Raw genomic sequence first — 24203 nt, 5'->3', positions numbered from 1 at the left:
CCCCCCTCGTCGTGGGTGGGCTACTTCTCCCCCGACTCCGGCCTCGCCTCGGCTTCGGCGACCACCCGCCTGCCCTCCGGGTGCCGCTTGACCGACACGATGAACTCGTCGCCGTACTTCGTCATGCCGTAGTCGATGGCCTGCTGGACCGCCGCCACCGAGCGGCGGTCGCGCTGCATCATCGGGTCGTGGTACAGGTCCTTCGCCAGTGCGATGCACAGCACCACCATGACCACGGCGAACGGTGCCGCCATGATGATCGTGATGGTCTGGATGCCGGTGAGCGCGTCGCCCTCACCCGCTCCGACGAGCAGCATGATGGCCGCGATCGCGCCCATCACGACGCCCCAGAACACGACCACCCAGCGCGAGGGCTCGATGGTCCCGCGCTCCGAGAGCGTGCCCATCACGACCGACGCCGCGTCCGCCCCGGACACGAAGAAGATCGCCACCAGGAGCATCGCCACGATCGCGAAGAACCCGCCGGCCGGCACCGAGTCGAGCAGGCCGAACAGCTGGCCCTCGGTGTCCTGGGAGGCCAGGTCGGTGCCGCTGCGCTGCAGGTTGATCGCGGCGCCGCCGAAGACGGCGAACCAGATCAGGCTGACCGCGCTCGGGATCAGCAGCACGCCGACCACGAACTGGCGGATCGTGCGGCCGCGGCTGATCCGGGCGATGAACATGCCGACGAACGGGGTCCAGGAGATCCACCAGGCCCAGTAGAAGACCGTCCACCCCGAGAGCCACTCGGCGGTGGCGTCGCCGCCGGTGGCCGCGGTGCGCGCGGCCATCTGGGCGAGGTTGCCGAAGTAGTCGCCGATGGCGGTGGGCAGCAGGTTGAGGATCAGGATGGTGGGCCCGAAGACGAACACCACCAGCGCCAGCACGCCCGCCAGCACCATGTTGATGTTCGACAGCCACTGGATGCCCTTGGCCACGCCGGAGACGGCGGAGGCCACGAAGCAGATGGTCAGCACGACGATGATGGTCACGAGCAGGGCCACGCCGACCTCGGGCACGCCGTTGAGCTCCAGGCCCGCGCCGATCTGCAGCGCGCCCAGGCCGAGCGAGGCGGCCGAGCCGAACAGCGTGGCGAAGATGGCCAGGATGTCGACCGCCTTGCCGAACGCGCCCTCGGTGCGCGACTCGCCCAGCAGCGGGGCGAACGCCGAGCTGATCAGCTGGCGGCGGCCGCGGCGGAAGGTGGAGTAGGCGATGGCCAGCCCGACCACCGCGTAGATGGCCCACGGGTGCAGCGTCCAGTGGAACAGCGTGGTCGCCATGGCGACGTCCAGCGCCTCCGGCGTGCCCGCCGCGACGGTGCCCGGCGGGGGACTGGTGAAGTGCGACAGCGGTTCGGCGACGCCGTAGAACATCAGCCCGATGCCCATGCCGGCGCTGAACATCATCGCGATCCAGGAGACCGTGCGGAACTCCGGTCGCTCGTCGTCGCCGCCCAGCGGGATCTTGCCGTACCTGCTGAAGGCCACCCAGAGGGCGAAGATCACGAACGCGCTCGCGGCGAGCACGAACGCCCAGCCGCCGCCGGTCATGATGGCGCCCAGCACGGCGCCGGAGACGCTCGACAGCGAGTCGACCGAGATGATCCCCCAGAGGATGAACGCCACGACCAGCACGGCGGCCACCCCGAAGATGACCTTGTCGATCGGGTAGCGCTTGTCGGCGGTGGTGCCGGCCTGCTCGGGCGTGATCGGACGATCCGGCCCGGGCTCGGGGGGTGGGGTCTCCGAAGAGCTCCCTGAGGTCTGCTGGACGGACATGGCACTCGGCTGCGGCGAGTGCACCGCAGCCTTCCCCCTCCCGCGTGGTGGTCTGCGTGGTGGAGCCACCTTGCGGCGCTGGTGCGCCATCGTCAACAGATGGCGCAGGACGGAACGGGGTCGTTACGATCGGATCCCGTAACCGGAGCCCTTCGGGCGTCACCCGGGGCCGCTGTGGCGGGTGCGCGACAGCGCGGACCCCGCGCTGCCCGGTTCGCGACCGGCCCACGGCCCGACGGGTGATACTGGGCCGCGATGAGCACCGACGCGCCCGATCCCCTGCTGACGAGCCTGCTCGCCGCCGTCGACGCCGCCCCGGACGACGTCCCGCTGCGGCTCCACGTGGCCGAGCTGCTGCTGGCCCGCGGACGCGGGGCGGAGGCGCTGCAGCACTGCAGCCGCGCGCTCACCGCCGCGCCCGGCGACCCCCCCGCCCGGGGCCTGCTGCGGCGGGGGACCGCGGCGCTGGCCGCCCCGCAGTCCCCGCAGTCCCGGCCGCCCGCCGTCCCGCCGGCGGCCCCGGCCGCCGGCGGGACGGAGCGGCCCCCGGCGCGGCCGGACTTCGACTGGCGGCAGGCCGAGGAGGACGTCGCCGACGTCCCGCAGCTCGAACCGGCGTTCGTCGAGGAGGCGGGCGACCCGGTCGTCGAGGACGTGCTGCACGCCGCGCCGACCGTGCGCCTCGCCGACGTCGGCGGGATGGAGCAGGTCAAGCAGCGGCTGGAGCTGTCGTTCCTGGGGCCGATGCGCAACCCCGAGATGGCGAAGGCCTTCGGCAAGGGGCTGGCCGGCGGCCTGCTGCTCTACGGCCCGCCCGGCTGCGGCAAGACGTTCCTGGCCCGGGCGGTGGCCGGGGAGCTCGGCGCCGGGTTCTCCGAGGTCGGCATCTCCGACGTGCTCGACATGTGGATGGGGCGCAGCGAGCGCAACCTCGCCGAGATATTCCGGGTCGCCCGGCGCAAGGCCCCGCACGTGCTGTTCCTCGACGAGATCGACGCGCTCGGGCAGAAGCGCTCCCACCTGACCCACTCCGCGGGGCTGCGCAACGTCGTCAACCAGCTGCTCACCGAGATGGACTCGCTGTCGGGCAAGAACGACGGGGTGTTCGTGCTCGGCGCCACCAACCACCCGTGGGACATCGACAGCGCCCTGCGCCGGCCCGGCCGGTTCGACCGGATGCTGCTGGTGCTGCCGCCCGACGAGCCGGCCCGCGAGGCGATCCTGCGGCACAACCTGCACAAGCGCCCGATCGAGGGGATCGACCTGGGCAAGCTGGTCAAGGCGACCGACGGCTACTCCGGCGCCGACCTCGCCCACCTGTGCGACACCGCGGCCGAGCGAGCGCTGGCCGACTCGGTGCGCACCGGGCGGGTGCGGCCGCTGACCACCAAGGACGTCCTCACCGCGGCCCGCGAGGTGCAGCCGAGCACCGGGCCGTGGTTCGCCACGGCGCGCAACGTGGCGCTGTTCGGCAACTCCGACGGCAGCTACGACGAGCTGGCCGCCTACCTGAAGAAGAATCGCAAGCTGTGAGCGAGGAGGCGGGCGGCCGGGAGCACGCCCACCTCGACGAGGTCGGCGAGGCCGCCCGGCGGGCCGAGCACCTGCGCGCGGTCGGCCGCCTCGACGACGCCGAGCGGGTCGCCCGCGCCGGGCTGACCGCCGACCCGGACGACCCGCGCCTGCTCGGGGCGCTCTCGGCGGTGCTGCTCAACGCGCAGCGCCACGAGGAGGGCCTGGCCGCGGCCGACGCGGCGGTCGCCGCGCTGCCCGACGGCGAGCGGGGCCACCGGCTGCGCGCCCTGCACCTGTCGATGCTGGGCCGGCACGAGGAGGCCGTGCAGGCCGGCTACCGGTGCGTGACGCTGCTGCCCGAGGAACCGGCCGCGGCCACCGGCTACGCGCGCACCCTGCAGCGGGCCGGGCGGCTGGGCGACGCGCTGCGCGTCGCGCAGCGGGTGGTCGAGCTCGCGCCCGACGCCGCCGACTCCCACCTGCTGCTGGCCGACATCGCCAGCGACATGCCCGACCCCCGGTCGCGGGCCGTGGCGCGGCGGGCCTACGAGCAGACCCTGCGGCTCGACCCGGAGAACGCGGCCGCCCGCCACGACCTGGCCGTGCTCGACGCCGTGGGCCACCGGCCCGCCCGGGCGCTGCGCGGGCTCATCGAGGCCGGTCGGATGGACCCGGCCGAGCCGACGACCATCCGCACGGTCGCCGCGGTGCTGTGGCAGCTGTCGTGGCGGCTGCGGATCTGGCTGCTCGTGGCCACCATCGGCCAGATCGCCGCGGCCCAGACGGTCACCGGCTCGCGGATCGCGGCCGCGGTGGTGCTCGCCGCCTCCGCCGGCCTGGGCCTGCTGACGCTGCGCGACCTGCCCCGCCAGGCCCTGCCGGTGGTCCGCGGCGCCATCCGCACCGACCGGGCGCTCACCGCCACCTACCTCGCGCTCGCGTACTGCGTGCTCGTCTACGTGCTGATCCTGGTCAGCGGGTTCGGCTTCATGGCCGTCACGGTGTGGGTGGTGCTGATCGGGCTGGGCTGGCTCGCCCTGATCATCCGGATCTTCCGCCGCAGGCGCTGATCGGGCGGGCTCAGGTCCGCTTGCGGCGGGCCAGCACCTCGCGCAGCGGCGGCACCACGACGCCCTCGGCGGCCATCTTGCGCCGCGCCCGGCGGCGGGCGACGAAGATCCCGACCAGGGCCAGCGCCCACACCCCGTACTGCACGGTCCAGGCGGCCCGGAACGACTCCGGTGAGTAGCCGCCGTCGCCGGTCGCGCCGAGCACGACGCCCACCGCGAACGCCACGACCAGGGAGGCCGCGAAGCCGCCGACGTTGACGATCCCGACGGCCGCGCCGCGGCGGTGCTGGGGGTTGAACGTGCGGGCGTAGTCGAAGCCGATCATGGAGCCGGGCCCGCCCAGCGCCAGCACGACGACCAGCACGAACAGCAGCCAGCGCGGGGCGGGCGGCGGGATCAGCAGCACCACCGTCCAGACCAGCACCGTGGCGCCGATCACCGTCAGCACCAGCGACGAGCGGCGCAGCGGGTGGCGGGCGGTGAACTCGCCGAACACGGGCCCGGCGACCAGACCCACGGCGACCAGCACGGTCAGCAGCGCGCTCGCCTCGCCCGTCGACATGCCCTGCCCGGCCACCAGGTACGGCACGCCCCACAGCAGGGCGAACACCATGCCGGCGAACTGGGTGCCCATGTGGGTCCAGAAGCCCAGCCGGGTGCCCGGCTCGCGCCACGAGCACACCAGCCCGCGCACCACCTCGCGCGGCCCGGGGGCGGGCGGCGGCTCCGGCGCGCCCGGGGGCCGGTCGCGCACCACGGCGAGCACCGCGACCGCGAACGCGACGCCCAGCGCCGCCGCCGAGACGAAGGCGGTGGTCCAGCCCGGTCCGTGCAGCAGTGCGGCCAGCGGGATCGCCGAGAGCACCTGCCCGAGCTGCCCGATCAGGCCGGTCAGCTGGGTCATCATCGGCACCCGGCGCGCCGGGAACCACGCGGTGACCACCGAGAGCACGCTGATGAAGGTGAACGCGTCGCCCACGCCGACCAGCACCCGCGCGGCGACCGCCAGCGGCAGCCCGGTGGACACGGCGAGCAGCAGCTGACCCGCGGCCATGGTGAGCCCGCCCGCGACGACCATCCGCCGGGCGCCGAAGCGGTCCAGCAGCACCCCCACCGGGACCTGCAGCGCGGCGTAGACCATCAGCTGCAGCACCACGAACCCGGACAGCGCCGCCGGGGCGGCGGCGTAGCGCTCGGCCGCGTCCAGCCCGGCCACCCCGAACGAGGTGCGGTGCATGACGCCGACCGTGTAGGCCCCCAGGCCGACCGCCCAGACCGCCCAGGCCGTCCGGGGCACGCGGCCGTCGTCGCGGGGGACGGTCGGCGGGGATCCCGTGGACGCGAACGGGGCGGCTGTGGTCCGGTTCGTCGTGGTCCGGTTCGTCGTGGCCTGGTTCGTCGTGGTCTGGTTCGTCGCCGTCTGGTTGGTCGCGGTCTGGTTCGTCGCAGTCATCTCGGTCGTCCATGGTCCGCCGCCGGGGCCGCCGCGGGGCGGGCGTGCGGCCCGTCTCACTCCCGCGGAGCGGTGAGGTCGCGCACGTCGCCGTCGCCGTCGATCCGGCGGAACAGGCGCGCGGGCTTGCCCACCGAGCCGCGGCTGCGCCCGGGGGTCTCGACCAGGCCCGCGAGCATGCGCCGGCGGAAGGTGTCCTTCTGCAGCTCCTCGCCGAGCACGGCCTCGTGCAGGCGCAGCAGGTCGAGCAGCGTGAACTCGACGGCGGGCAGCAGACCACGCGGGTCGGGGCGGTCGCGGTAGAGCGCGCGGGCCCAGTCCACCGCGCGGCGCAGGATCAGCCCGTGGTCGAAGGCGAGGTCGCCGCCGTCGGGCAGCTCGGCGCGGCCGTCGACGACGGGCACCAGCAGGGCGTCGGGCAGCCGGTCGGCGGGCACCAGGTCGACGTGGGCGACGCTGAGCACGCGGCCGCGGGCGTCGCGGCGGGGGTCGTCGAAGACGCCGAGCTGCTCGGGGCGCTGCCCGCCCACCCCGGCCTTGTCGCGCAGCGCGCGCAGGGCCGTGTCGGCCAGCCGCTCGTGCTCGTGCACGAAGGTGCCGGGCAGCGACCACGCGCCCGCCGCGTAGCCGTCGGTCCGCCGGTGCACGAGGACGGCGAGCCTGCCGTCGCGGACCGTGAGCAGCGCGACGTCCACCGCGACCGACGGGCGGGGCCAGTCGGCGAGTGATCGTCCCGAGTCGTCGCGCCACACCATGGTCGACAAATTAGCTCATCTCTGCTCTTATTATTGGCGCACAGTTGAGCTAAAGGGGGCGCAGATGATCACCATCGAACCCGGCGCGATCGCCGACCGGGCGGCCGGGGTGCTGCTGGCCGGCGCGACCGGCGACGCCCTCGGGGTGCCCTACGAGTACGGCTCCCGCCCGCTACCCCCGCCGGGCGAGCCGCCGCGGATGCTGGGCGGCGGCCTGGGGAACATCGCGCCCGGGCAGTGGAGCGACGACACCGAGATGGCCTGCGCGATCGCGCTGGCCGCCGCCGACGGCGCCGACCTGCGCACCGAGGACGGCCTGGACGCCGTCGCCGACGGCTTCCTGCGCTGGTACGCCCAGGACCCGCCGGACGTGGGCACCCAGACCCGCGCCGTGCTCGACGGCGCCCGGCCGGGGCCCGGCTCGGCCGCCCGGCTGCGCAGGCGGGCCGCCGACCTGCACGCCCGCACCGGGCGCACGGCGGGCAACGGCTCGCTCATGCGTACCGCGCCGGTCGCGCTCGCCCACCTCGGCGACACCCCCGCGATCGTGGCCGTGGCCACCGCGATCAGCGCGCTCACCCACCACGACCCCGTCGCCGGCGAGGCGTGCGCGCTGTGGTGCCTGGCGATCGACCACGCCGTGCACACCGGCGAGGTCGACGTCCGGGTCGGGCTCCCGCACGTCGGGGACCACTGGGCGGACCTGCTCGACCGGGCCGACGAGCCCGAGCGGTTCGCCGGCGCCAACGGGTGGGTGGTCGCCGCGCTGCAGGGCGCCTGGGCCGCCGTGCGGCGGGCGGACGGCGTCGCCGACGGGCTGGAGCGGGCGGTCCGCGGCGGCGGCGACACCGACACCGTCGCCGCGATCGCCGGGGGGCTGCTCGGCGCGGCGTTCGGCGCCGCCGCCGTGCCCGGGCACCCCGAACCGCTGCACGGTTGGCCCGACCTCACCGGCGCCGACCTCGTGCGCCTGGCGGTCGCGATCCTGCCCGCCTGACCACGCGCGCGACCGGTTTTCCGGCCTCCCGTACCGCCGAACTTCGACCGCGGGGCCCGAAGCGGGATGCTGTGCGTCCACAATCACGTTGTCCCTGTGGAGGTCCCGCCGACGGCGGCGACCGATCCGGCCGGCCCGGGAACCACCCCGGGCGCCGGCGGACGGGGCGATGTCCGGACCGGCGACGCAGCCGGGGCGCCGGCCGCGATGGCGCGGGCGCCGGGCGGGGTGTCGGACGGGTGAGGGACGAGGCGGAGGTGCGCGGTGCTGGAACCGACCGGGTTGTACGAGGTGGCGCAGGATGCGCCGCAGCTGGACGGGCCCGTGCTGCTGGTCGCGCTGGACGGGTTCGTCGACGCCGGGGCCGCGGCCCGGCTGGCGGTGGAGGCCGTCGTGGAGGGGCAGGAACCGCGGCGGGTGGTGCGGTTCGACATCGACCAGCTCATCGACTACCGCTCTCGGCGGCCGCCGCTGCGGTTCGAGACCGACCACTGGGCGGAGTACACCCCGCCCGCGCTGGACGTGGTGCTGCTCTCCGACAGCGACGACACGCAGTACCTGCTGCTCGCCGGGCCGGAGCCGGACACGCAGTGGGAGCGGTTCTGCGCGGCGGTCGAGCAGGTCGTGCGCCGGTTCGGGGTCCGGCTGGTGATCAACCTGACGGCGATCCCGATGGCGGTGCCGCACACCCGCCCGATCGGGGTGACCGCGCACGGCACCCGCCCGGAGCTGACCGAGGGCCACGAGGCCTGGTTCGCCACGGCCGAGGTGCCCGGCAGCGCGGTGGGCCTGATGGAGCTGCGCCTGGGCCAGGCCGGGCTGGACGCGATGGGCTTCGCGGTGCACGTGCCGCACTACCTGGCCCGGGCCGAGTACCCGCACGCGGCCCGCGTGCTGCTCGACCACGTCGGGCTGGCCGCCGGGCTCTACCTGCCCACCGGGTCGCTGACCAAGGCCGCCGAGCGCGCCGACGTCGAGATCGCCGAGCAGGTCGCGGGCTCGGACGAGGTGCGCCAGGTGGTGCAGGCCCTCGAGCGCCAGTACGACGTCGTGGCCAGCGGGCGCGGCCAGCAGGTCATGCCCGGGCTGTCCGGGGAGCTGCCCAGCGCCGACGAGCTGGCCGCCGAGGTGGAGCGGTTCCTGGCCGACCAGGACGACACCGACGACGACCCGACCGACGGGGAGGGCGGGCCGGACGACCCGGCGCCGCCGCGGCCCGGGGCGTAGCGTCCGACCATGACCACCGCGCCCGGCCCCACCCCGGTCGACTTCTTCTTCGACCCGTCCTGCCCCTTCACCTGGGCCACCTCCCGCTGGGTCACCGAGGTCGCCGGCACGGGCGCGGCCGCGGTGACCTGGCGGCTGATGAGCCTGGGCGTGCTCAACGAGGGCAAGCAGATCCCGGAGCAGTACCGGGCCGGGATGGCCCAGGGTGCGCGGGCGCTGCGCGCCCTGGCGGCGGCCGGCGCCGAGGGCGGCAACGACGCCGTCGCCGCCCTCTACACGGCGCTGGGCACCCGCCGCCACGGCAAGGGCGAGCCGTACACCGACGAGGTGATCGCCGATGCGGTGGCCGAGGCCGGGCTGCCCCCGGCGGTGGCCGCGGCGGTGGCCGCGGCGGTGGCCGCGGCGGTCGACGACGAGGCGCTCGACGCCGCCGTGCGCACGAGCCACGAGGAGTCGCAGTCCGCCGTGGGCCAGGAGTCGGGCAGCCCGGTGGTGCGCCTGGGCGGGGTGGCCTGGTTCGGCCCGGTCGTGGCGCCCGCCCCCACCGGCGAGGAGGCGCTGCGCCTGTTCGACGCGCTGCGCACGCTGGCCACCGTGCCCTCGTTCAGCGAGCTGAAGACCCGCCGCGGCGAGCTCTGAGCCCGCGGCGACCGCCGTCCCGGGCGGCCCCCCTCAGTGTCGGACGGCCCGCAGCACGTCCTGGGTGATGCCCAGACCGGGGAAGGTGGCCAGCCGCGACAGCGGGAAGTTGCCCAGCACCCGGGCCAGCTCCGGGACGGCGAGGATGCCGCGGGGGCGGCCCCGCCCGTCCACGCCGACGGCGGCCCGCAGCACCTCGGCGCCGCGCGGGTCGGCGAGCCACTCCTCGAGGGTCGCCTCGGCGTCCAGGCGCGGGCGGAACGGCTCGGCATCGACCTGCACCGCGGCGCTCAGCCGCAGGTCGCGCGAGGAGGCCCCGACCGCCAGGTCGAAGCGCCCGCCCTCCAGCACCCACCGGCCCGCCGCCGTGGACCAGTACGACAGGTCGCGGGCACCGAGCCGGAAGCGCACGGTCCGGGTCCGCCCCGGCTCCAGCGCCACCTTCGCGAAGCCGCGCAGCTCGCGGACCGGGCGGGCCACCGCGGCCTCCGGATCTCCCACGTAGAGCTGCACGACCTCGGTGCCCGCCCGGCCCCCGGTGTTGGTGACCGACACCGCCACGTCGACGGCCAGGTCGCCGCCGTCGGCACTGCCGGAGGTGGAGACCTCGAGGTCGCGGTAGGCGAACTCGGTGTAGGACAGCCCGTGCCCGAACGGGTACGCCACGGGCCGGTCGACGGCGTCGAAGCCGCGGTAGCCCACGAAGACGCCCTCGCCGTAGCGCACGTGCCCCAGCTCGCCGGGGAAGTTCAGGTAGGAGGGGGTGTCGGCCAGCCGCAGCGGGATCGTCTCCGCCAGCCGCCCGCCCGGCTCCGCCGCCCCGACCAGCACGTCGGCGACCGCGCCGCCCGCGGCCTGCCCGGACAGCCAGCACTCCAGCACCGCCGCGGCCGGCCGCTCCCAGCCCGCCGTGCGCACGACCGAGCCGTTGGCCAGCACGACCACGAGCCGCGGGTTCGCCGCGGCCAGCCGGGCCACCAGCGCGGTCTGGTTCTGCGGGAGGTCGATGTGCGCGCGGTCGAAGCCCTCGGACTCCTGGCTCGCCGGCAGGCCGAGGAACGCCACCACCACGTCCGCCGAGGCCGCCACCCGCTCGGCCTCCGCGGCCAGCGGCTCGTCGGCGACGGGGTCGGGCTCGATCGCGAAGCCGGGGGCGAACGGGACGTCGACGTCGGGCAGGGCCCGGCGCAGCTCGTCGAGGGGCACGTCGAGCCGGGTCGGGTTGACCTGCGAACTGCCCGCGCCCTGGTAGCGCGGGGTGCGGGCGAACTCCCCGACCACCGCGACGGAGCCGCCGGGGGGCACGCGCAGCGGCAGCAGCCCGCCGTCGTTGCGGAGCAGCACGGCGCACTGCGCCGCGGCCTCCCGGGCCAGGGCGTGGTGGGCGTCCGCGTCGACCTCGGAGGTGGTCGGGGCGCCGACCCGGTCGACCAGCGCCAGCACCCGGGCCGCGGCGACGTCCAGCGCGCCCTCCGCCAGCTCCCCGGACCGCACCGCGGCCACCAGCGCCGCGTCGCTGACCCCGGTGTTCGGCGGCATCTCCAGGTCGAGCCCGGCGGCCAGCGCGGCGACCCGGTCGCCCACCGCGCCCCAGTCCGACATCACGAGCCCGTCGAAGCCCCACTCCTCGCGCAGCACCTCGGTGAGCAGGCCGCGGTGCTGGGAGGCCGGCACGCCGTTGACGGCGTTGTAGGCGCACATCACCGTCCACGGCGCGGCCTCGCGGACCACCCGCTCGAACCCGGCCAGGTAGATCTCGCGCAGCGGGCGCTCGTCGACGTCGGCGCTGACGCGCAACCGGTCGGTCTCCTGGTTGTTGACCGCGAAGTGCTTGACGCAGGCCCCCACCCCGCGGCCCTGCACCCCGCGCACCATCGCCGCCCCGAGCACGCCGGAGACCAGCGGGTCCTCCGAGAGGTACTCGAAGTTGCGCCCGCACAGCGGCGAGCGCTTGATGTTGATGCCCGGGCCGAGCAGCACGGCGACGCCCTGCGCCGCCGCCTCCGCGCCGAGCGCCGCGCCGACCCGCTCGACCAGCTCGGGGTCCCACGAGGAGCCCAGCGCCGACGCCGTGGGGAAGCAGGTGGCCGGCAGGCTCGAGCCGATCCCCACCTCCCCGGCGGCGGCGGGCCTGCGCACGCCGTGCGGGCCGTCGGCCAGGCGCACCGGGGCGATCCCGAGCCGGTCGACCGGCGCGGTGTGCCAGATGTCGGCGCCCAGGCACAGCGCGGCCTTCTCCGGCAGGCTCAGCTCCGCCACCCGCTCCGGTGCGGTCATCGCAGGCTCCTGCGGGTCAGACCGTGAGGACGATCTTCCCGGTGACCGCCCGCTCGTCGATGCGGCGCAGCGCGGCGGCCGCGTCGTCCAGCGAGAGCGTCTCGGCCACCAGCGGGTCGAGCGCCCCGGAGCGCAGGTGCGGCATCAGCTCCTGCCACTCCTTCGCGGCGTACCCCGGCCGGCTCAGCGCGTAGGCGCCCCACCCGACCCCGACGACGTCGATGTTGTTGAGCAGCAGCCGGTTCACCCGGACGGTGGGGATCTCCCCCGCCGTGAACCCGACCACGAGCAGCCTGCCGTCCGGGGCGAGGCAGCGCAGCGAGTCGGTGAACCGGTCGCCGCCGACCGGGTCGACGACGACGTCGACGCCGCGGCCCCCGGTCAGCTCCTTGACCGCGTCGCGGAAGCCCTCCACCAGGACCGCGTCCCGCGCCCCGGCCTTGCGCGCCACCTCGGCCTTGGCCTCGGTGGACACCACGGCGATCACCCGGTTGCCCAGGGCGGCGGCCAGCTGCACCACCGCGGTGCCGACCCCGCCTGCGGCCCCGTGCACCAGCACCGTCTCGCCCTCGGCCAGCCTGCCGCGGGCCAGCAGCGTGAAGTGCGCGGTCAGGTAGTTCATCGGCAGGCCGGCGCCCGCGGCGAAGGACACCTCGTCGGGCAGCGGCAGCACCCGGTCGGGATCGCAGGCCACCACCTCGGCGAAGGCGCCCTGCCCGGGGAACGCCGCGACCCGGTCGCCCGCGGCGAAGCCCGAGCCCTCCGGTGCCTCGCGCACCACCCCCGCGACCTCGGAGCCGAGCACGAACGGCAGCTCCGGCTTGTACTGGTAGAGGCCCTTGGTCTGCAGCACGTCGGGGAAGTTCACCCCGACCGCGCGGACGTCGATGAGGACCTGGTCGGCGCCGCGCCGCGGCTCGGGCACCTCGCCGACCTCCACCGCCGAGGGACCGTCCAACCGCACAACCCGCACTGCGCGCACCGTGAATCCTCTCCGTCGAGCACCTGACCGCCATCATGGTCACCCGGAGCCGTCCGGCGCGAGACCCCGGCGCGCCCGGTGTGGCCGTCGGCACTGCGCCGCCGACGCGCTCGACCTGTCGGCGCACACCACCGACACCCTGGCGCCGCAGCGCGGCTTCACCCGGTTCGCCCACACGGGGACGCGGTGGGTGCCGCCCGCCCGGCACCTGCTCGGCGGGCCGCGGTCGCGGCCCGCCGAGGTGGCGATCAGCCCCACCGTGTGGCGCACCCGCCGCCCGCCGTCGCCTACCAGGCGCGACGCCCCGACCCCCGAAAGTGATCCACCCCGACCTCCCGCCGCGGTGCGGACAGTGACAGTGTGGCCCGGTGCGACTCGTGTTCGGCCCCGACGACCTGGAGGCATACGCCGCGGTCCGCGACCGGTTGCGGCTGCACATCGTCGCCTGGGCCCGTCGGCGCGGGATGCACGCCGAGCCGTCGCTGGTGGCGGCCGCGCTCGACCACAAGCACGGCGTCGACGGGCGGCTGGGCCACTGGACCCGCGCGCACGTCGCCGACGCGCTGGCCATCTGGTTCCCGCGCACCGTCGCGCTGCTGGAGGACGACCGCGAGGCCGTCCCGCTCGCGCTGCACGCGCTGATCGGCTTCCTGGCCGACCAGGACTGGCTGGACCCCCGCTCGGACGCCCCGGGCGAGCTGCACTCCCAGATCACCGACTCCACCCCCGCCCTGCACGACGCCCTCGACGACGAGCGCAACCACGACCTGGGCACGTTCTGGGCGGTGCAGATGCTGCGCCACGGCGTGCCCACCGCCGACCCGGCCGCCGTGGCCCGCTTCCTGACCAAGGTGCACACCGGGGAGCTGCAGGTCGACCGGGCCGCGCTGGCCGAGATCACCCGTCGCCAGCGCACCGAGGAGCCCGACGTCGCGGCCGAGCCGCCGGAGCTGTCCGCGGAGTTACCCCCCGTGCTGCTGCCCGGGGCCGCGCGGATGCTCGCCGCCGCCGACTCCAGCATCGCGCTCGCCCGGCTGCGGGCCTTCACCCGCTGGGTGCGCGCCGGGCGCGCGGTCACCCGCGAGGGCAGGCTGCTGCTCGGCGACGCCAAGGCCGTGGCCGACGCGCTCGACCTCGACCACTTCTCCCGCGACCGCGCCCGCACCAGCGACGAGCTGCCCGAGATCACGCTGCTGCTGGCCTGGGCCCGGCAGGCCCGCCTGGTCCGGGTGGTGCACGGGCGGCTGCTGCAGGTGCGCAGCTCGGCGCCGCTGCTGAGCCGGCCCATCGAGCTGTGGAAGCGGGCGTTCGAGGCCATCGGCGGGATCGGCGAGCACTTCGGCGGCAGCAACGTCTTCGGGGCGCCGTCGCTGTTCGGGATGAGCCTGGGCGACGCGTTCCCCATCCTGCTGCGGCTGCTCTACGCCGCGGGCGGCGACCCGATCCCGGTCGAGCTGTTCCACCGGGTCGTGCGGGACACGGTCAACCGGCGGATGGGCTGCGTGGTCGACGACCTCGCCGGCGACGCCGAGCACCGGCTGTGGCGCCGCGACGTGACCGCGCTGCTCGACGCGCTGGAGCTGCTCGGCGCCGTGCACCTCGAGGAGAGCCTCGACGGCGACAACCACGAGCAGCTCACCGCACTGGCCGGGCGCGACGACCCCGACCCGACGCTCGTGTCGCTGACCCCGATCGGCCTGTGGGGCGTGCGCGAGCTGCTCACCGAGCAGGGCGTGCACGTGCCGGAGATCGGCGAGCTGGTCGACGAGGAGATCGAGTACGTCTGCGTGCGGGTGTCGCGGCTGCGCCGCGAGGTCGCCGAGGCCGAGCTGACCGCCTGGGTACAGGCGCGCCGCCCGCGCGCCGCCGCCCAGGAGATCCTGCGCTACCTGCAGCGCGCCGAGGACGTCGGGCACCGCGAGCTGGCCGTGTTCGCCCTGTCGCGGGCAGGCACACCGGCGCGGGAGGTCGCCCGGTACCGGCGCGACCGGCCCTCCGGCGTGCCCGCGCACTGGACGCCGTCCCCGGGCACCCCGACCCGCCTGGAGTGCGACGCCCGCACCCGGCCCGCCTGAGTGGAGTCCTCGCGGTGCTTCGCGGGGGTCGCCGGGCCCACATCGGCTTCGAACTCCCGAACCGGGGCGGGCCTCCCCGACGATGATCGACACCCCGCGACATGAACTTCACGGGGCTCATCGGCGCTGCCGAGCCCCATGAGGTTCATGTCGCGGAGTCGAACGAGGACTTACTCCCCGAGAGCCGCCGACACCACCGCCTGCGCCTCCTCCTGGATGCGGGCCAGGTGGTCGGGGCCGCGGAAGCTCTCGGCGTAGACCTTGTAGACGTCCTCGGTGCCCGACGGGCGGGCGGCGAACCAGCCGCCCTCGGTGACCACCTTCAGCCCACCCAGCGCCGCGCCGTTGCCCGGGGCCGAGGTGAGCCGCTGGGTGATCTGGTCGCCGGCCAGCTCGGTGGCGGTGACGTCCTCTGCCGACAGCTTGCCCAGCCGGGCCTTCGCCTCCGCGGAGGTGGCCACGTCGGTGCGGGCGTAGGCCGGCTCGCCGAAGCGCCCGGTCAGCTCGCGGTAGCGCTCGCTGGGCGTGCTGCCGGTGACCGCGGTGATCTCCGACGCCAGCAGGGCCAGGATGATGCCGTCCTTGTCGGTGGTCCACACGCCGCCGTCGCGGCGCAGGAACGACGCCCCGGCGCTCTCCTCGCCGCCGAACCCGATCGAGCCGTCGAGCAGGCCGGGCACGAACCACTTGAACCCGACCGGCGTCTCGACCAGCTCGCGACCCAGGTCCTTCGCCACCCGGTCGATCATCGACGAGCTGACCGCCGTCTTGCCCACCCCGGCGTCCGCCGCCCAGCCCGGCCGGTTGGCGTAGAGGTAGCCGATGGCCACGGCCAGGAAGTGGTTGGGGTTCATCAGCCCGTCGGCGGTGACGATGCCGTGGCGGTCGGAGTCGGCGTCGTTGCCGGTGGCGATGGTGTACTCGCCGCGCGAGGAGACCAGCGAGGCCATCGCGTAGGGCGACGAGCAGTCCATCCGGATCTTGCCGTCCCAGTCCAGGGTCATGAACGCGAACCGGGGGTCGACCTCGGGGTTGACCACGGTCAGGTCGAGCCGGTGGCGCTCGGCGATCGCGCCCCAGTAGGCGACCGACGCGCCGCCGAGCGGGTCGGCGCCGATGCGCACCCCCGCGTCCCGGACCGCGTCGAGGTCGAGCACCGAGGGCAGGTCGGCGACGTACTCGCCGAGGAAGTCGTAGCGGCCCAGACCGGCGCGGTCGATGGCGCTGCGCTTGACGCCGTCGAGCTTCGCGGCGAGCAGGGCGTTGGCCCGGTCGGCGATCCAGCCGGTCGCGTCGGTGTCGGCGGGGCCGCCGTGCGGCGGGTTGTACTTGAACCCGCCGTCGGCGGGCGGGTTGTGCGACGGGGTGACGACCACCCCGTCGGCCAGGCCGCTGACCCGGGCCCGGTTGTGGGTCAGGATCGCGTGCGACACGGCCGGGGTCGGGGTGAACGCGTCGTCGCCGTCGGCCAGCACGTGCACGCCGTTGGCCTGGAACACCTCGATCGCGGTCACCCACGACGGCTCCGACAGCGCGTGGGTGTCGCGGCCGATGAACAGTGGCCCGTCGGTGCCCTGCGCGGCGCGGTACTCGCAGATCGCCTGGCTGGTGGCGGCGATGTGGTCGTCGTTGTAGGTCGCCTTCAGCGACGAGCCGCGGTGGCCGGAGGTGCCGAACGCGACCCGCTGCGCCGGGTCCTCCGGGTCGGGGTGGCGGTCGTGGTACGCGGCCAGCAGCTCGGACAGGTCCACCAGGTCCTCGGGCTGGGCGCGGGTACCGGCACGGGGATGGGTGGACATCGGCGTCTCCTGGGTTCGCCCGGCGGGATCGACGACCACCCTGCCAGGCGGGAGCCGGCTCCGCCGATCCGCGGTCCGCCGTCCGCGGTCGGGGCGGCTAGCTCGCCCGGGGCCCGGCCTGGCGCGGGATGCGCAGGTGCAGCGGCAGCCCGACGAGCGGGGTGCCCCGGTGGACCGGGGGGCTCGGCCGCGGGATGCGCGTGACGGCGTCGCCTGCCAAGCCCTCGTCGGCCAGCACGCTCTCGTCCGGGGCGGTGCGCGGGCGGGGCACCGCGGCGCGGACGCCGGCGTCGGTGGTCAGGTGGAAGTGTCCGCGCCGCGACCGCCCGCACACGTAGGAGCGCAGCGTCCGGGCGCCCAGCGCCTCCAGCTCGCGGGCCGCCGCCTCGGCGGCCTCGCGGGTGGGGTAGATGACCTTGCCGTCGGTGCCCCGGCTCTGCTTGGGCGGCACCCGCCCGGACATCTCCGCCACGCTGGGCGTGCAGAACACCGGGCGGCCGTTCTTCATCAGCTTCGCGTGCCGGTGCAGCACCTGCGAGCGGGCGTGGTCACGGACGCCACGCTGGCTCGGCACCAGCGGCCCGATGTTCGTGTCGTCCATGGTGGCGGCCCCTCTCCTCGTCGGATACCCGGTGATCGCGTGGGCCACAGCCTGCCGTTAGCCAGGCGGTTGCGGGATAGCACGATCGTGTCGACTTGAGCGCACCGTAGAGCGAGCGGTCACGTTCCGTCGCGCGCGCGACTTGTGGACAACTCGCCGCGACACGCCCTCCCGCGTCGGGTCCCGTGGGCCCGGCGCCCTAGTTTGTGCGACGGGGAGGTGGATCGATGTTGTTCGTGCACCGGGCCGAGCGGGCCGACGCGCTGGCCGACGCGCTCGGCGGGCTGCTCGCCTCGCCGCTGCCCGACCCGTTCGCCGGCGAGGTCGTCGCGGTGCCGGCGAAGGGCATCGAGCGCTGGCTGGCCCACCGCCTCGCGCACCGGCTCGGCGCCGAGCGCGGCGACGGGGTGTGCGCCGGGGTGGTGTTCCCCCCGCCCTCCGCCGTGGTCGCCGCCGCCGTGGGCGCCGCGACGGGCCTCGACCCCGAGGACGACCCGTGGCGCCCGGAGCGGGCGGTGTGGCCGCTGCTGGAGGTCGTCGACGAGTGCGCCGACGAGCCGTGGTGCGCGCCGTTGGGCCGCCACGTCGACCGCCACCGCGGCCGCCGCTACGCCGCCGCCCGCCACCTGGCCGACCTGTTCGCCGCCTACGCCGCGCACCGGCCGGAGATGCTGGAGGCCTGGCGCCGCGGCGACGTGGAGCTCGACCCCCGCGCCGCCGACCTGGCCTGGCAGCCGCAGCTGTGGCGGCGGCTCCGCGAGCGGATCGGGCGCCCCGGGCCGGCCGAGCGGCTCGCGCAGGCGTGCGCCGTGCTGCGCGCCGAGCCCGGCCGGGCCGACCTGCCCACCCGGCTGTCGGTCTTCGGGCCCACCCGGCTGCCCGCCGAGCAGCTCGCGGTGCTGGCCGCGCTGGCCGAGCACCGCGAGGTGCACCTGTGGCTGCCGCACCCCTCCCCCGCGCTCTGGGCGGGCGTCGGCGCGCCCGCGCGGGTGCCCCGCAGGCGCGAGGACCCCAGCGCCGACGCCCCCCGCCACCCCCTGCTCTCCTCCCTCGGGCGCGACGTGCGCGAGCTGCAGGTCCGGCTGGCCGTCGCGGCGCCGGGGCGCACCGACCGCCACCACCGCCTGCCCGACCCGCCGCCCACGCTGCTGGGCAGGCTGCAGCGCGAGCTGCGCGACGACGCTCCCCCGAGCTCCCCCACCCCGCTCGACCCCGCCGACCGCAGCGTCCGCGTGCACTCCTGCCACGGCCCCGACCGGCAGGTCGAGGTGCTGCGCGAGGTGGTCCTGGGCCTGCTGCGCGACGACCCGGCGCTCGAGCCGCGCGACGTGCTGGTCATGTGCCCGGACATCGAGACCTTCGCCCCGCTGATCTCGGCGGCGTTCGGCCTGCACGACCAGCAGGGCGATCCGGGCGACCCCGCCGGGCACCCCGGCCACCGGCTGCAGGTCCGGCTGGCCGACCGGGCCCTGCGCCAGGTCAACCCCCTGCTCGACACGGTGGCCCAGCTGCTGGAGCTGGCCGGCGCCCGGGCCACCGCCTCCCAGCTGCTCGACCTGCTGGGTTCGCCCCCGGTGCGGCTGCGCTTCCGGCTCGACACCGACGACATCGAGCGCGTCACCGACCTCGTGGTGCGCTCGGGGGTGCGCTGGGGCCTGGACGCCGCCCACCGCGCGCCGTTCCGGCTCGACGGGTTCCCCCAGAACACCTGGGCGGCCGGGCTCGACCGGCTGCTGCTCGGCGTCGCGATGGCCGAGGGCGGCTCCGACGGGGCCGACGGCGGCGGTCCGCAGTGGCTGGGCACCGCCCTCCCGCTCGACGAGGTCGACTCCGGCGACATCGCCCGGATCGGCAAGCTGGCCGAGTTCGTCGAGCGGCTCGGCGACGTGCTGGCCGGGCTGCGCGCGGAGCAGCCGCTGGCCCGGTGGGTCGAGGCGCTGATCTCCGGGCTCGACGCGCTCACCGACACCACCGAGTCCGACGCCTGGCAGGCCGCCCAGGCGCGCACCGAGCTGGCCGAGGCGGCCCGGGCCGCGGGTCCGCACGCCGCGGGTGTGCCGCTCGGGCCCGCCGACGTGCGCGGCCTGCTCGACGAGCGCCTGCGCGGGCGGCCGGGCCGGGCCAACTTCCGCACCGGCAGCCTCACCGTCGCGACGCTGGTGCCGATGCGCTCGGTGCCCCACCGGGTCGTCTGCCTGCTCGGCCTCGACGACGGCGCCTTCCCGCGGGCAGGCGTGCCCGACGGCGACGACCTCCTCGCCCGCGACCCGCTGGCCGGCGAGCGCGACCCGCGCAGCGAGGACCGCCAGCTCCTGCTCGACGCGATCTGCGCGGCCACCGAGCACCTCGTCGTGGTGCACTCCGGGGCCGACGCCCGCACCGGCGCCCGGCGCCCGCCCGCGGTGCCGCTGGGCGAGCTGCTCGACGCCATCACCGCCACCGCGGGCCGACAAGCGCTGCCGCAGGTGGTGGTGCGCCACCCGCTGCAGCCCTTCGACGCCCGCAACTTCACCCCCGCCGCGCTCGGCGCGCCCGGCCCGTTCAGCTTCGACCGGGCCGAGCTGGCCGGGGCGCTGGCCGCGGCCCACCCGGCCGCGCCGCCCGCGCCGTTCCTGGCCGCGCCGCTCGACCCGGTCCCCGACGCCGTCGTCGCCCTCGACGACCTGGTCACGTTCCTGGAGCACCCGGTCCGCGGCTTCCTGCGCCAGCGGGTGGGGCTGTCGCTGTTCGCGGGCGAGGACGAGCCCACCGATGCGCTCCCCGTCGACCCCGACGGGCTGGGCCGCTGGGCCGTCGGCGACCGCCTCCTGCGCGACCGGCTCGCCGGGCACTCGCTGGAGCGCTGCAGGCAGGCCGAGTGGCGCCGCGGCGAGCTGCCCCCCGGCGCCCTGGGCGACCGGCTCCTGCACGACGTGCTCGACGACGTCGAGCCGCTGGTCACCGCGGCCATGGCGCACCCGGCCGGGCCGGGGGGCGCCGAGGACCGCGACGTCGACGTCGTGCTGCCCGGGGGCACCCGCGTCGTCGGCACCCTCGGCGGCCTGCACGGCCCGGTGCTGCTGCGCGTCGAGTACTCCCGGTTGGCCGCCAAGCAGCGCATCCGGGCGTGGGTGCGGCTGGTGGCCCTCACGGCGTGCACCGGCGAGCGGTGGACGGCGGTCACCCTGGGGCGCGGCACGGGCCACGCGCTGATGAAGGCCACCGCGGGACCGCTCGACCAGGCGGGCGCCACCGCCCTGCTGGCCGACCTGGTCGACCTCTACCACGACGGCCTGCGCGCGCCGCTGCCGCTGCCCACGGCGACGGGGCTGTCCTACGCCTCGGTGCGCCGCGGCGGGGCCGACGCCGGCGCGGCGCTGGAGGAAGCGATGCGGAAGTGGACCACGGGCGCGGGCGCCGAGTGCCGCGAGCCCGCGCACGCGAAGGTCTGGGGCCCCGACGGCGCCGACCTCACCCGCGAGCCCGGCGGGCCGGGCGGCGAGCCCACCCGGTTCGGCGCGCTCGCGCTGCGGCTGTGGGAGCCGCTGCTCGCCGCCGAGGACGTGGTGCGGCTGTGACCGCCACGACCCCCACCACCCCGACGCCCCCCGCGACCGTGCACTCGCTGGCCGCCCGCCGGGCGGCGCGCTCCGCGGGGCCGGCGCCGTTCGACCTGACCGGCCCGCTGCCCAGCGGCACGACCGTGCTGGAGGCCAGCGCGGGCACCGGCAAGACGTTCACCATCGCCGCGCTGGCCGCCCGCTACGTGGCCGAGGGCCGGGCCGCGCTGCCGGAGCTGATGCTGGTCACCTTCGGCCGCGAGGCCACCCAGGAGCTGCGCGAGCGGGTCCGCGAGCGCCTGGTCGACACCGCGCTGGCGCTGGCCGACCCCGGCGCCGCCCGCGCCTCCACCGACCCCGTGCTGGCCCTGCTGGGCGACGCGCCCGACGCGGAGGTGCAGCGCCGCCGGGCCCGGCTGGTGCGCGCGCTCGCCCAGTTCGACGCGGCCACCATCGCCACCACCCACCAGTTCTGCCAGCAGATGCTGGCCGGGCTGGGCATCGCCGGCGACGCCGACCCCGACGCCGTGTTCGTCGAGTCCATCGACGACCTGATCACCGAGGTCGTCGACGACTTCTACGTGCGCAAGTACGGCGCCCGCTCGGCGGGCGTGCCCGAGTTCTCCCGGGCCGAGGCGCTCACCCTGGCCCGCCGGGCCGTGCACGACGGGCAGGCCCGGCTGGAGCCCACCGACGCCGAGCCGGGCAGCACCGCCGAGGTCCGGTTCCGGTTCGCCGGCGCCGTCCGCGCGGAGGTGGCGCGCCGCAAGGCCGCGCTGCGCATCTACACCTACGACGACATGCTCACCCGCCTCGCCGACGCGCTGGCCGACCCGGCCCGCGGCGCGGCGCAGCGGCTGCGCGACCGCTACCGGGTGGTGCTGGTCGACGAGTTCCAGGACACCGACCCGGTGCAGTGGGAGATCCTGCGCCGGGCCTTCCACGGCCACACGGCGCTGGTCCTGATCGGCGACCCGAAGCAGGCGATCTACGCCTTCCGCGGCGCCGACGTCGTCAGCTACCTGGAGGCCACCGAGGCCGCCACCCAGCACGCCACGCTGGGCACCAACTGGCGCAGCGACGCCCCGCTGCTGGCCGCGCTGGACACCGTGCTGGCCGGGGCGGCGCTGGGCGACCACCGGATCACCGTGCACCCGGTCGAGTCGGCGCACCCGGTCGCGCGGTTGCACGGCGCTCCGGTCGACACCCCGTTCCGGCTGCGGGTGGTCGGCCGGGAGGGCCTGCCCAAGGCGCCCCGGCGCGACCTGGTGGTCGTCGGTCCGGCCCGCGACGCGGTCGCCCGCGACGCCGCGGCCGACATCGCCGCCCTGCTGGCCGGCGGGGCCACCGTGGCGGGGCGGCCGATCGCGCCGGCCGACGTGGCCGTGCTGGTGCGCACCAACGACCAGGGCGGCCGGATCCGCGACGCGCTGGCCGCGGCCGGTGTCCCCGCGGTGCTCACCGGCACCGCCAGCGTGTTCGGCGCGCCGGTGGCCACCGACTGGCTCACGCTGCTCGAGGCGCTGGAGCAGCCGCGCGCGTTCCGCACCCGCGCCGCCGCGCTGACCTGCTTCCTCGGCCACACCGTCGCCGAGCTGTGCGGCCCGGGCGCCGACGAGCTGTTCGACCGGCTCGGCGCCACCGTGCGCACCTGGTCGACGGTGCTGCGCGAGCGCGGGGTGGCCGCGCTGCTGGAGGCCGTCACCACCGCCACCGACCTGCCGGGGCGGCTGCTGGCCACCGCCGACGGCGAGCGCACCCTCACCGACCTGCGCCACATCGGCCAGGCCCTGCACGCCGCGGCGGTGGAGGGCCACCTCGGGCCGGCGGCGCTGGTCGACTGGCTGCGCCACCGGATCGCCGGGGCCGCCACCGACGTCGGCGCCGACCGCAGCCGACGGCTCGACTCCGACGCCGCCGCCGTGCAGATCATCACGATCCACCGCAGCAAGGGCCTGGAGTTCCCGATCGTCTACCTGCCCTTCGCCTGGGACCGCAACGTGCGCGACCCGGACGTCCCGCTGCTGCACGACGAGACCGGCGCCCGGGTGCTCGACGTGGGCGGCGAGAGCGGCGAGGGCTGGAAGGAGCGCTGCGCGCGCCACCGCAGCGAGGAGGCGGGCGAGGACCTGCGGCTGCTCTACGTCGCGCTCACCCGGGCCCGCTGCCAGGTCGTCACCTGGTGGGTGCCGGCCACCACCACGGCGGCCTCCCCGCTGCACCGGCTGCTCGTGGGACGCCCCGACCCGGGCACGGAGCCGCCGGAGTTCTGCCGGGTGCCCGCCGACCACGCCGCGGTCACCGCGCTGCGCCAGCTGGGCGCGGGGGCGAACGCGAGCCGGATCTCGGTGGAGCGGGTGGACGAGCGCCCGGTCCCGGGCTACCGCCGCCCGGCCGACCCGGCGGCCGCGCTGGCCGCGGCGCCGTTCGACCGCGTGCTCGACACGGCGTGGCGGCGCACCTCGTACACCGCGCTCACCGCGGCCGGCCACGGCAGCGCGCACGCCGCCGTCGAGCCGGAGGAACGGGTCACCGACGACGAGGGCTCCGCGGCCGACCCCGACGCCGACCCGGTGCCGGCGGGCGCGGGACCGGTCGACGCCGCCGACGCGATGGCCTCCCCGATGGCCGACCTCCCGCTGGGGGCCGCGTTCGGGACGCTCGTGCACGCCGTCTTCGAGACCGCCGACCTCACCGCCGCCGACCTGTCCGGCGAGCTCGCCGCACACTGCCGCGAGCAGCTCGCCCGCCACCCCACGGGTGGCCTGGACGCGGACGGGCTGGCCGCGGCGCTGGCGCCGGTGGCCCGCACCCCGCTGGGTCCGCTGGCGGGCGGCCTCGCCCTGGACGCCATCGCCCCGCGCGACCGGCTCGCCGAGCTGGAGTTCGAGCTGCCGCTGGCCGGCGGCGAGGACCGCGGCACCCCGGTCCCGCTCGACGCGCTGGTCCCGCTGCTGCGTCGGCACCTGCCCGCCGACGACCCGCTGCGCGACTACCCCGACGCCCTCGCCGAGCTGCCCGACCAGCGCCTGCGCGGCTACCTGACCGGCAGCATCGACGCCGTCCTGCGGCTGCCCGGCGACCGGTTCGCCATCGTCGACTACAAGACCAACTGGCTGGGTCCGATCGGCCCGGACGGGCGCGCCCCGCTGACCGCCGCGCACTACCGACCGCCCCGGCTGGCCGAGGCCATGATCGCCGCGCACTACCCGCTGCAGGCCCTGCTGTACGGGGTGGCGCTGCACCGGTACCTGCGCTGGCGGCTGCCCGGCTACCGGCCCGAGCGCCACCTCGGCGGGGTGCTCTACCTGTTCGTGCGCGGCATGTGCGGGCCCGACACCCCGGCGTACGACGGCACGCCCTGCGGGGTGTTCGGCTGGTCGCCCCCGGCCGCGCTCACCGTGGAGCTCTCCGACCTGCTGGCCGGTCCCCCGTGACGCGCTGAGCCACCCCGCCCGCTTCCCCAGCCCGGCCGCCCGCGGCCGTCGTTCCC

Annotated in this window: 15 protein-coding genes; 8 read left to right on the top strand and 7 right to left on the bottom strand. The window is 76.3% G+C overall.

Annotation, left to right across the window (positions count from 1 at the left end):
- Positions 1–20: 20 nt before the first annotated feature.
- Positions 21–1781 carry a BCCT family transporter gene (locus KDL28_RS31670; protein WP_252444425.1) on the bottom strand — a complete coding sequence of 587 codons (1761 nt, stop codon included), beginning with the start codon at positions 1779–1781 and terminating at the stop codon, positions 21–23.
- Positions 1782–2036: 255 nt separating this feature from the next.
- Here KDL28_RS31670 and KDL28_RS31665 point away from each other — a divergent pair, with 255 nt between their 5' ends.
- Both KDL28_RS31665 and KDL28_RS31660 read left to right on the top strand, forming a co-directional pair.
- The gene (locus tag KDL28_RS31665) at positions 2037–3314 is read left to right on the top strand and encodes an ATP-binding protein (RefSeq protein ID WP_252444423.1); all 1278 of its coding nucleotides are present in this window, start codon (positions 2037–2039) and stop codon (positions 3312–3314) included.
- Positions 3311–4366, top strand: a complete 1056-nt coding sequence (locus tag KDL28_RS31660; protein ID WP_252444421.1) for a tetratricopeptide repeat protein — start codon at positions 3311–3313, stop codon at positions 4364–4366. Before KDL28_RS31665 ends, KDL28_RS31660 begins: the two co-directional genes overlap by 4 nt.
- A gap of 10 nt (positions 4367–4376) precedes the next feature.
- Here the strand turns inward: KDL28_RS31660 and KDL28_RS31655 are convergent, their stop codons facing one another.
- Both KDL28_RS31655 and KDL28_RS31650 read right to left on the bottom strand, forming a co-directional pair.
- Positions 4377–5819 carry an MFS transporter gene (locus KDL28_RS31655; protein WP_252444419.1) on the bottom strand — a complete coding sequence of 481 codons (1443 nt, stop codon included), beginning with the start codon at positions 5817–5819 and terminating at the stop codon, positions 4377–4379.
- A 56-nt stretch (positions 5820–5875) separates the two neighbouring features.
- Positions 5876–6574, bottom strand: coding sequence for an NUDIX hydrolase (locus KDL28_RS31650; RefSeq protein ID WP_252444427.1), 699 nt, complete (start codon positions 6572–6574; stop codon positions 5876–5878).
- A gap of 64 nt (positions 6575–6638) precedes the next feature.
- On the opposite strand from KDL28_RS31650, the gene KDL28_RS31645 reads away from it, so the two are divergent.
- From KDL28_RS31645 to KDL28_RS31635, 3 genes are all read left to right on the top strand, one after another.
- Positions 6639–7571, top strand: coding sequence for an ADP-ribosylglycohydrolase family protein (locus KDL28_RS31645; RefSeq protein ID WP_252444417.1), 933 nt, complete (start codon positions 6639–6641; stop codon positions 7569–7571).
- 264 nt (positions 7572–7835) lie between these two features.
- Complete coding sequence (locus tag KDL28_RS31640) at positions 7836–8798, top strand: proteasome assembly chaperone family protein (protein ID WP_252444415.1); 963 nt, start codon at positions 7836–7838, stop codon at positions 8796–8798.
- A 9-nt stretch (positions 8799–8807) separates the two neighbouring features.
- Positions 8808–9437, top strand: a complete 630-nt coding sequence (locus tag KDL28_RS31635; RefSeq protein WP_252444429.1) for a DsbA family protein — start codon at positions 8808–8810, stop codon at positions 9435–9437.
- A 33-nt stretch (positions 9438–9470) separates the two neighbouring features.
- On the opposite strand, the gene KDL28_RS31630 is transcribed toward KDL28_RS31635, so the two are convergent.
- Complete coding sequence (locus KDL28_RS31630; protein WP_252444413.1) at positions 9471–11714, bottom strand: glycoside hydrolase family 3 C-terminal domain-containing protein; 2244 nt, start codon at positions 11712–11714, stop codon at positions 9471–9473.
- Positions 11715–11730: 16 nt separating this feature from the next.
- A complete protein-coding gene (locus KDL28_RS31625) occupies positions 11731–12696 on the bottom strand; it encodes an NADPH:quinone oxidoreductase family protein (RefSeq protein ID WP_252444411.1) in 966 nt (321 codons plus the stop codon).
- Between the two features lie 368 nt (positions 12697–13064).
- On the opposite strand from KDL28_RS31625, the gene KDL28_RS31620 reads away from it, so the two are divergent.
- Positions 13065–14771: a hypothetical protein gene (locus KDL28_RS31620; RefSeq protein ID WP_252444409.1), complete on the top strand. Its 1707-nt coding sequence runs from the start codon at positions 13065–13067 to the stop codon at positions 14769–14771.
- Positions 14772–14941: 170 nt separating this feature from the next.
- On the opposite strand, the gene pgm is transcribed toward KDL28_RS31620, so the two are convergent.
- Positions 14942–16570 carry a phosphoglucomutase (alpha-D-glucose-1,6-bisphosphate-dependent) gene (pgm, locus tag KDL28_RS31615; protein ID WP_252444407.1) on the bottom strand — a complete coding sequence of 543 codons (1629 nt, stop codon included), beginning with the start codon at positions 16568–16570 and terminating at the stop codon, positions 14942–14944.
- A gap of 97 nt (positions 16571–16667) precedes the next feature.
- Positions 16668–17171, bottom strand: a complete 504-nt coding sequence (locus KDL28_RS31610) for a hypothetical protein (RefSeq protein WP_252444405.1) — start codon at positions 17169–17171, stop codon at positions 16668–16670.
- A 227-nt stretch (positions 17172–17398) separates the two neighbouring features.
- On the opposite strand from KDL28_RS31610, the gene recC reads away from it, so the two are divergent.
- Positions 17399–20728, top strand: coding sequence for an exodeoxyribonuclease V subunit gamma (recC, locus tag KDL28_RS31605; protein ID WP_252444403.1), 3330 nt, complete (start codon positions 17399–17401; stop codon positions 20726–20728).
- Complete coding sequence (locus tag KDL28_RS31600; RefSeq protein ID WP_252444401.1) at positions 20725–24147, top strand: UvrD-helicase domain-containing protein; 3423 nt, start codon at positions 20725–20727, stop codon at positions 24145–24147. Before recC ends, KDL28_RS31600 begins: the two co-directional genes overlap by 4 nt.
- Positions 24148–24203 lie beyond the last annotated feature (56 nt).

Origin of the sequence: Pseudonocardia humida (genome assembly GCF_023898865.1) — a bacterium.
Lineage (GTDB): Bacteria > Actinomycetota > Actinomycetes > Mycobacteriales > Pseudonocardiaceae > Pseudonocardia > Pseudonocardia humida.
This window is presented reverse-complemented; position numbering and strand designations above follow the sequence as displayed.

Bases quoted from the DNA above. Each gene is read 5' to 3' on its own strand.
- KDL28_RS31670 (WP_252444425.1), bottom strand. From the start codon at position 1,781: ATGTCCGTCCAGCAGACCTCAGGGAGCTCTTCGGAGACCCCACCCCCC.
- KDL28_RS31665 (WP_252444423.1), top strand. From the start codon at position 2,037: ATGAGCACCGACGCGCCCGATCCCCTGCTGACGAGCCTGCTCGCCGCC.
- KDL28_RS31655 (WP_252444419.1), bottom strand. From the start codon at position 5,819: ATGACTGCGACGAACCAGACCGCGACCAACCAGACGGCGACGAACCAG.
- KDL28_RS31650 (WP_252444427.1), bottom strand. From the start codon at position 6,574: ATGGTGTGGCGCGACGACTCGGGACGATCACTCGCCGACTGGCCCCGC.
- KDL28_RS31645 (WP_252444417.1), top strand. From the start codon at position 6,639: ATGATCACCATCGAACCCGGCGCGATCGCCGACCGGGCGGCCGGGGTG.
- KDL28_RS31635 (WP_252444429.1), top strand. From the start codon at position 8,808: ATGACCACCGCGCCCGGCCCCACCCCGGTCGACTTCTTCTTCGACCCG.
- KDL28_RS31630 (WP_252444413.1), bottom strand. From the start codon at position 11,714: ATGACCGCACCGGAGCGGGTGGCGGAGCTGAGCCTGCCGGAGAAGGCC.
- pgm (WP_252444407.1), bottom strand. From the start codon at position 16,570: ATGTCCACCCATCCCCGTGCCGGTACCCGCGCCCAGCCCGAGGACCTG.
- KDL28_RS31610 (WP_252444405.1), bottom strand. From the start codon at position 17,171: ATGGACGACACGAACATCGGGCCGCTGGTGCCGAGCCAGCGTGGCGTC.
- recC (WP_252444403.1), top strand. From the start codon at position 17,399: ATGTTGTTCGTGCACCGGGCCGAGCGGGCCGACGCGCTGGCCGACGCG.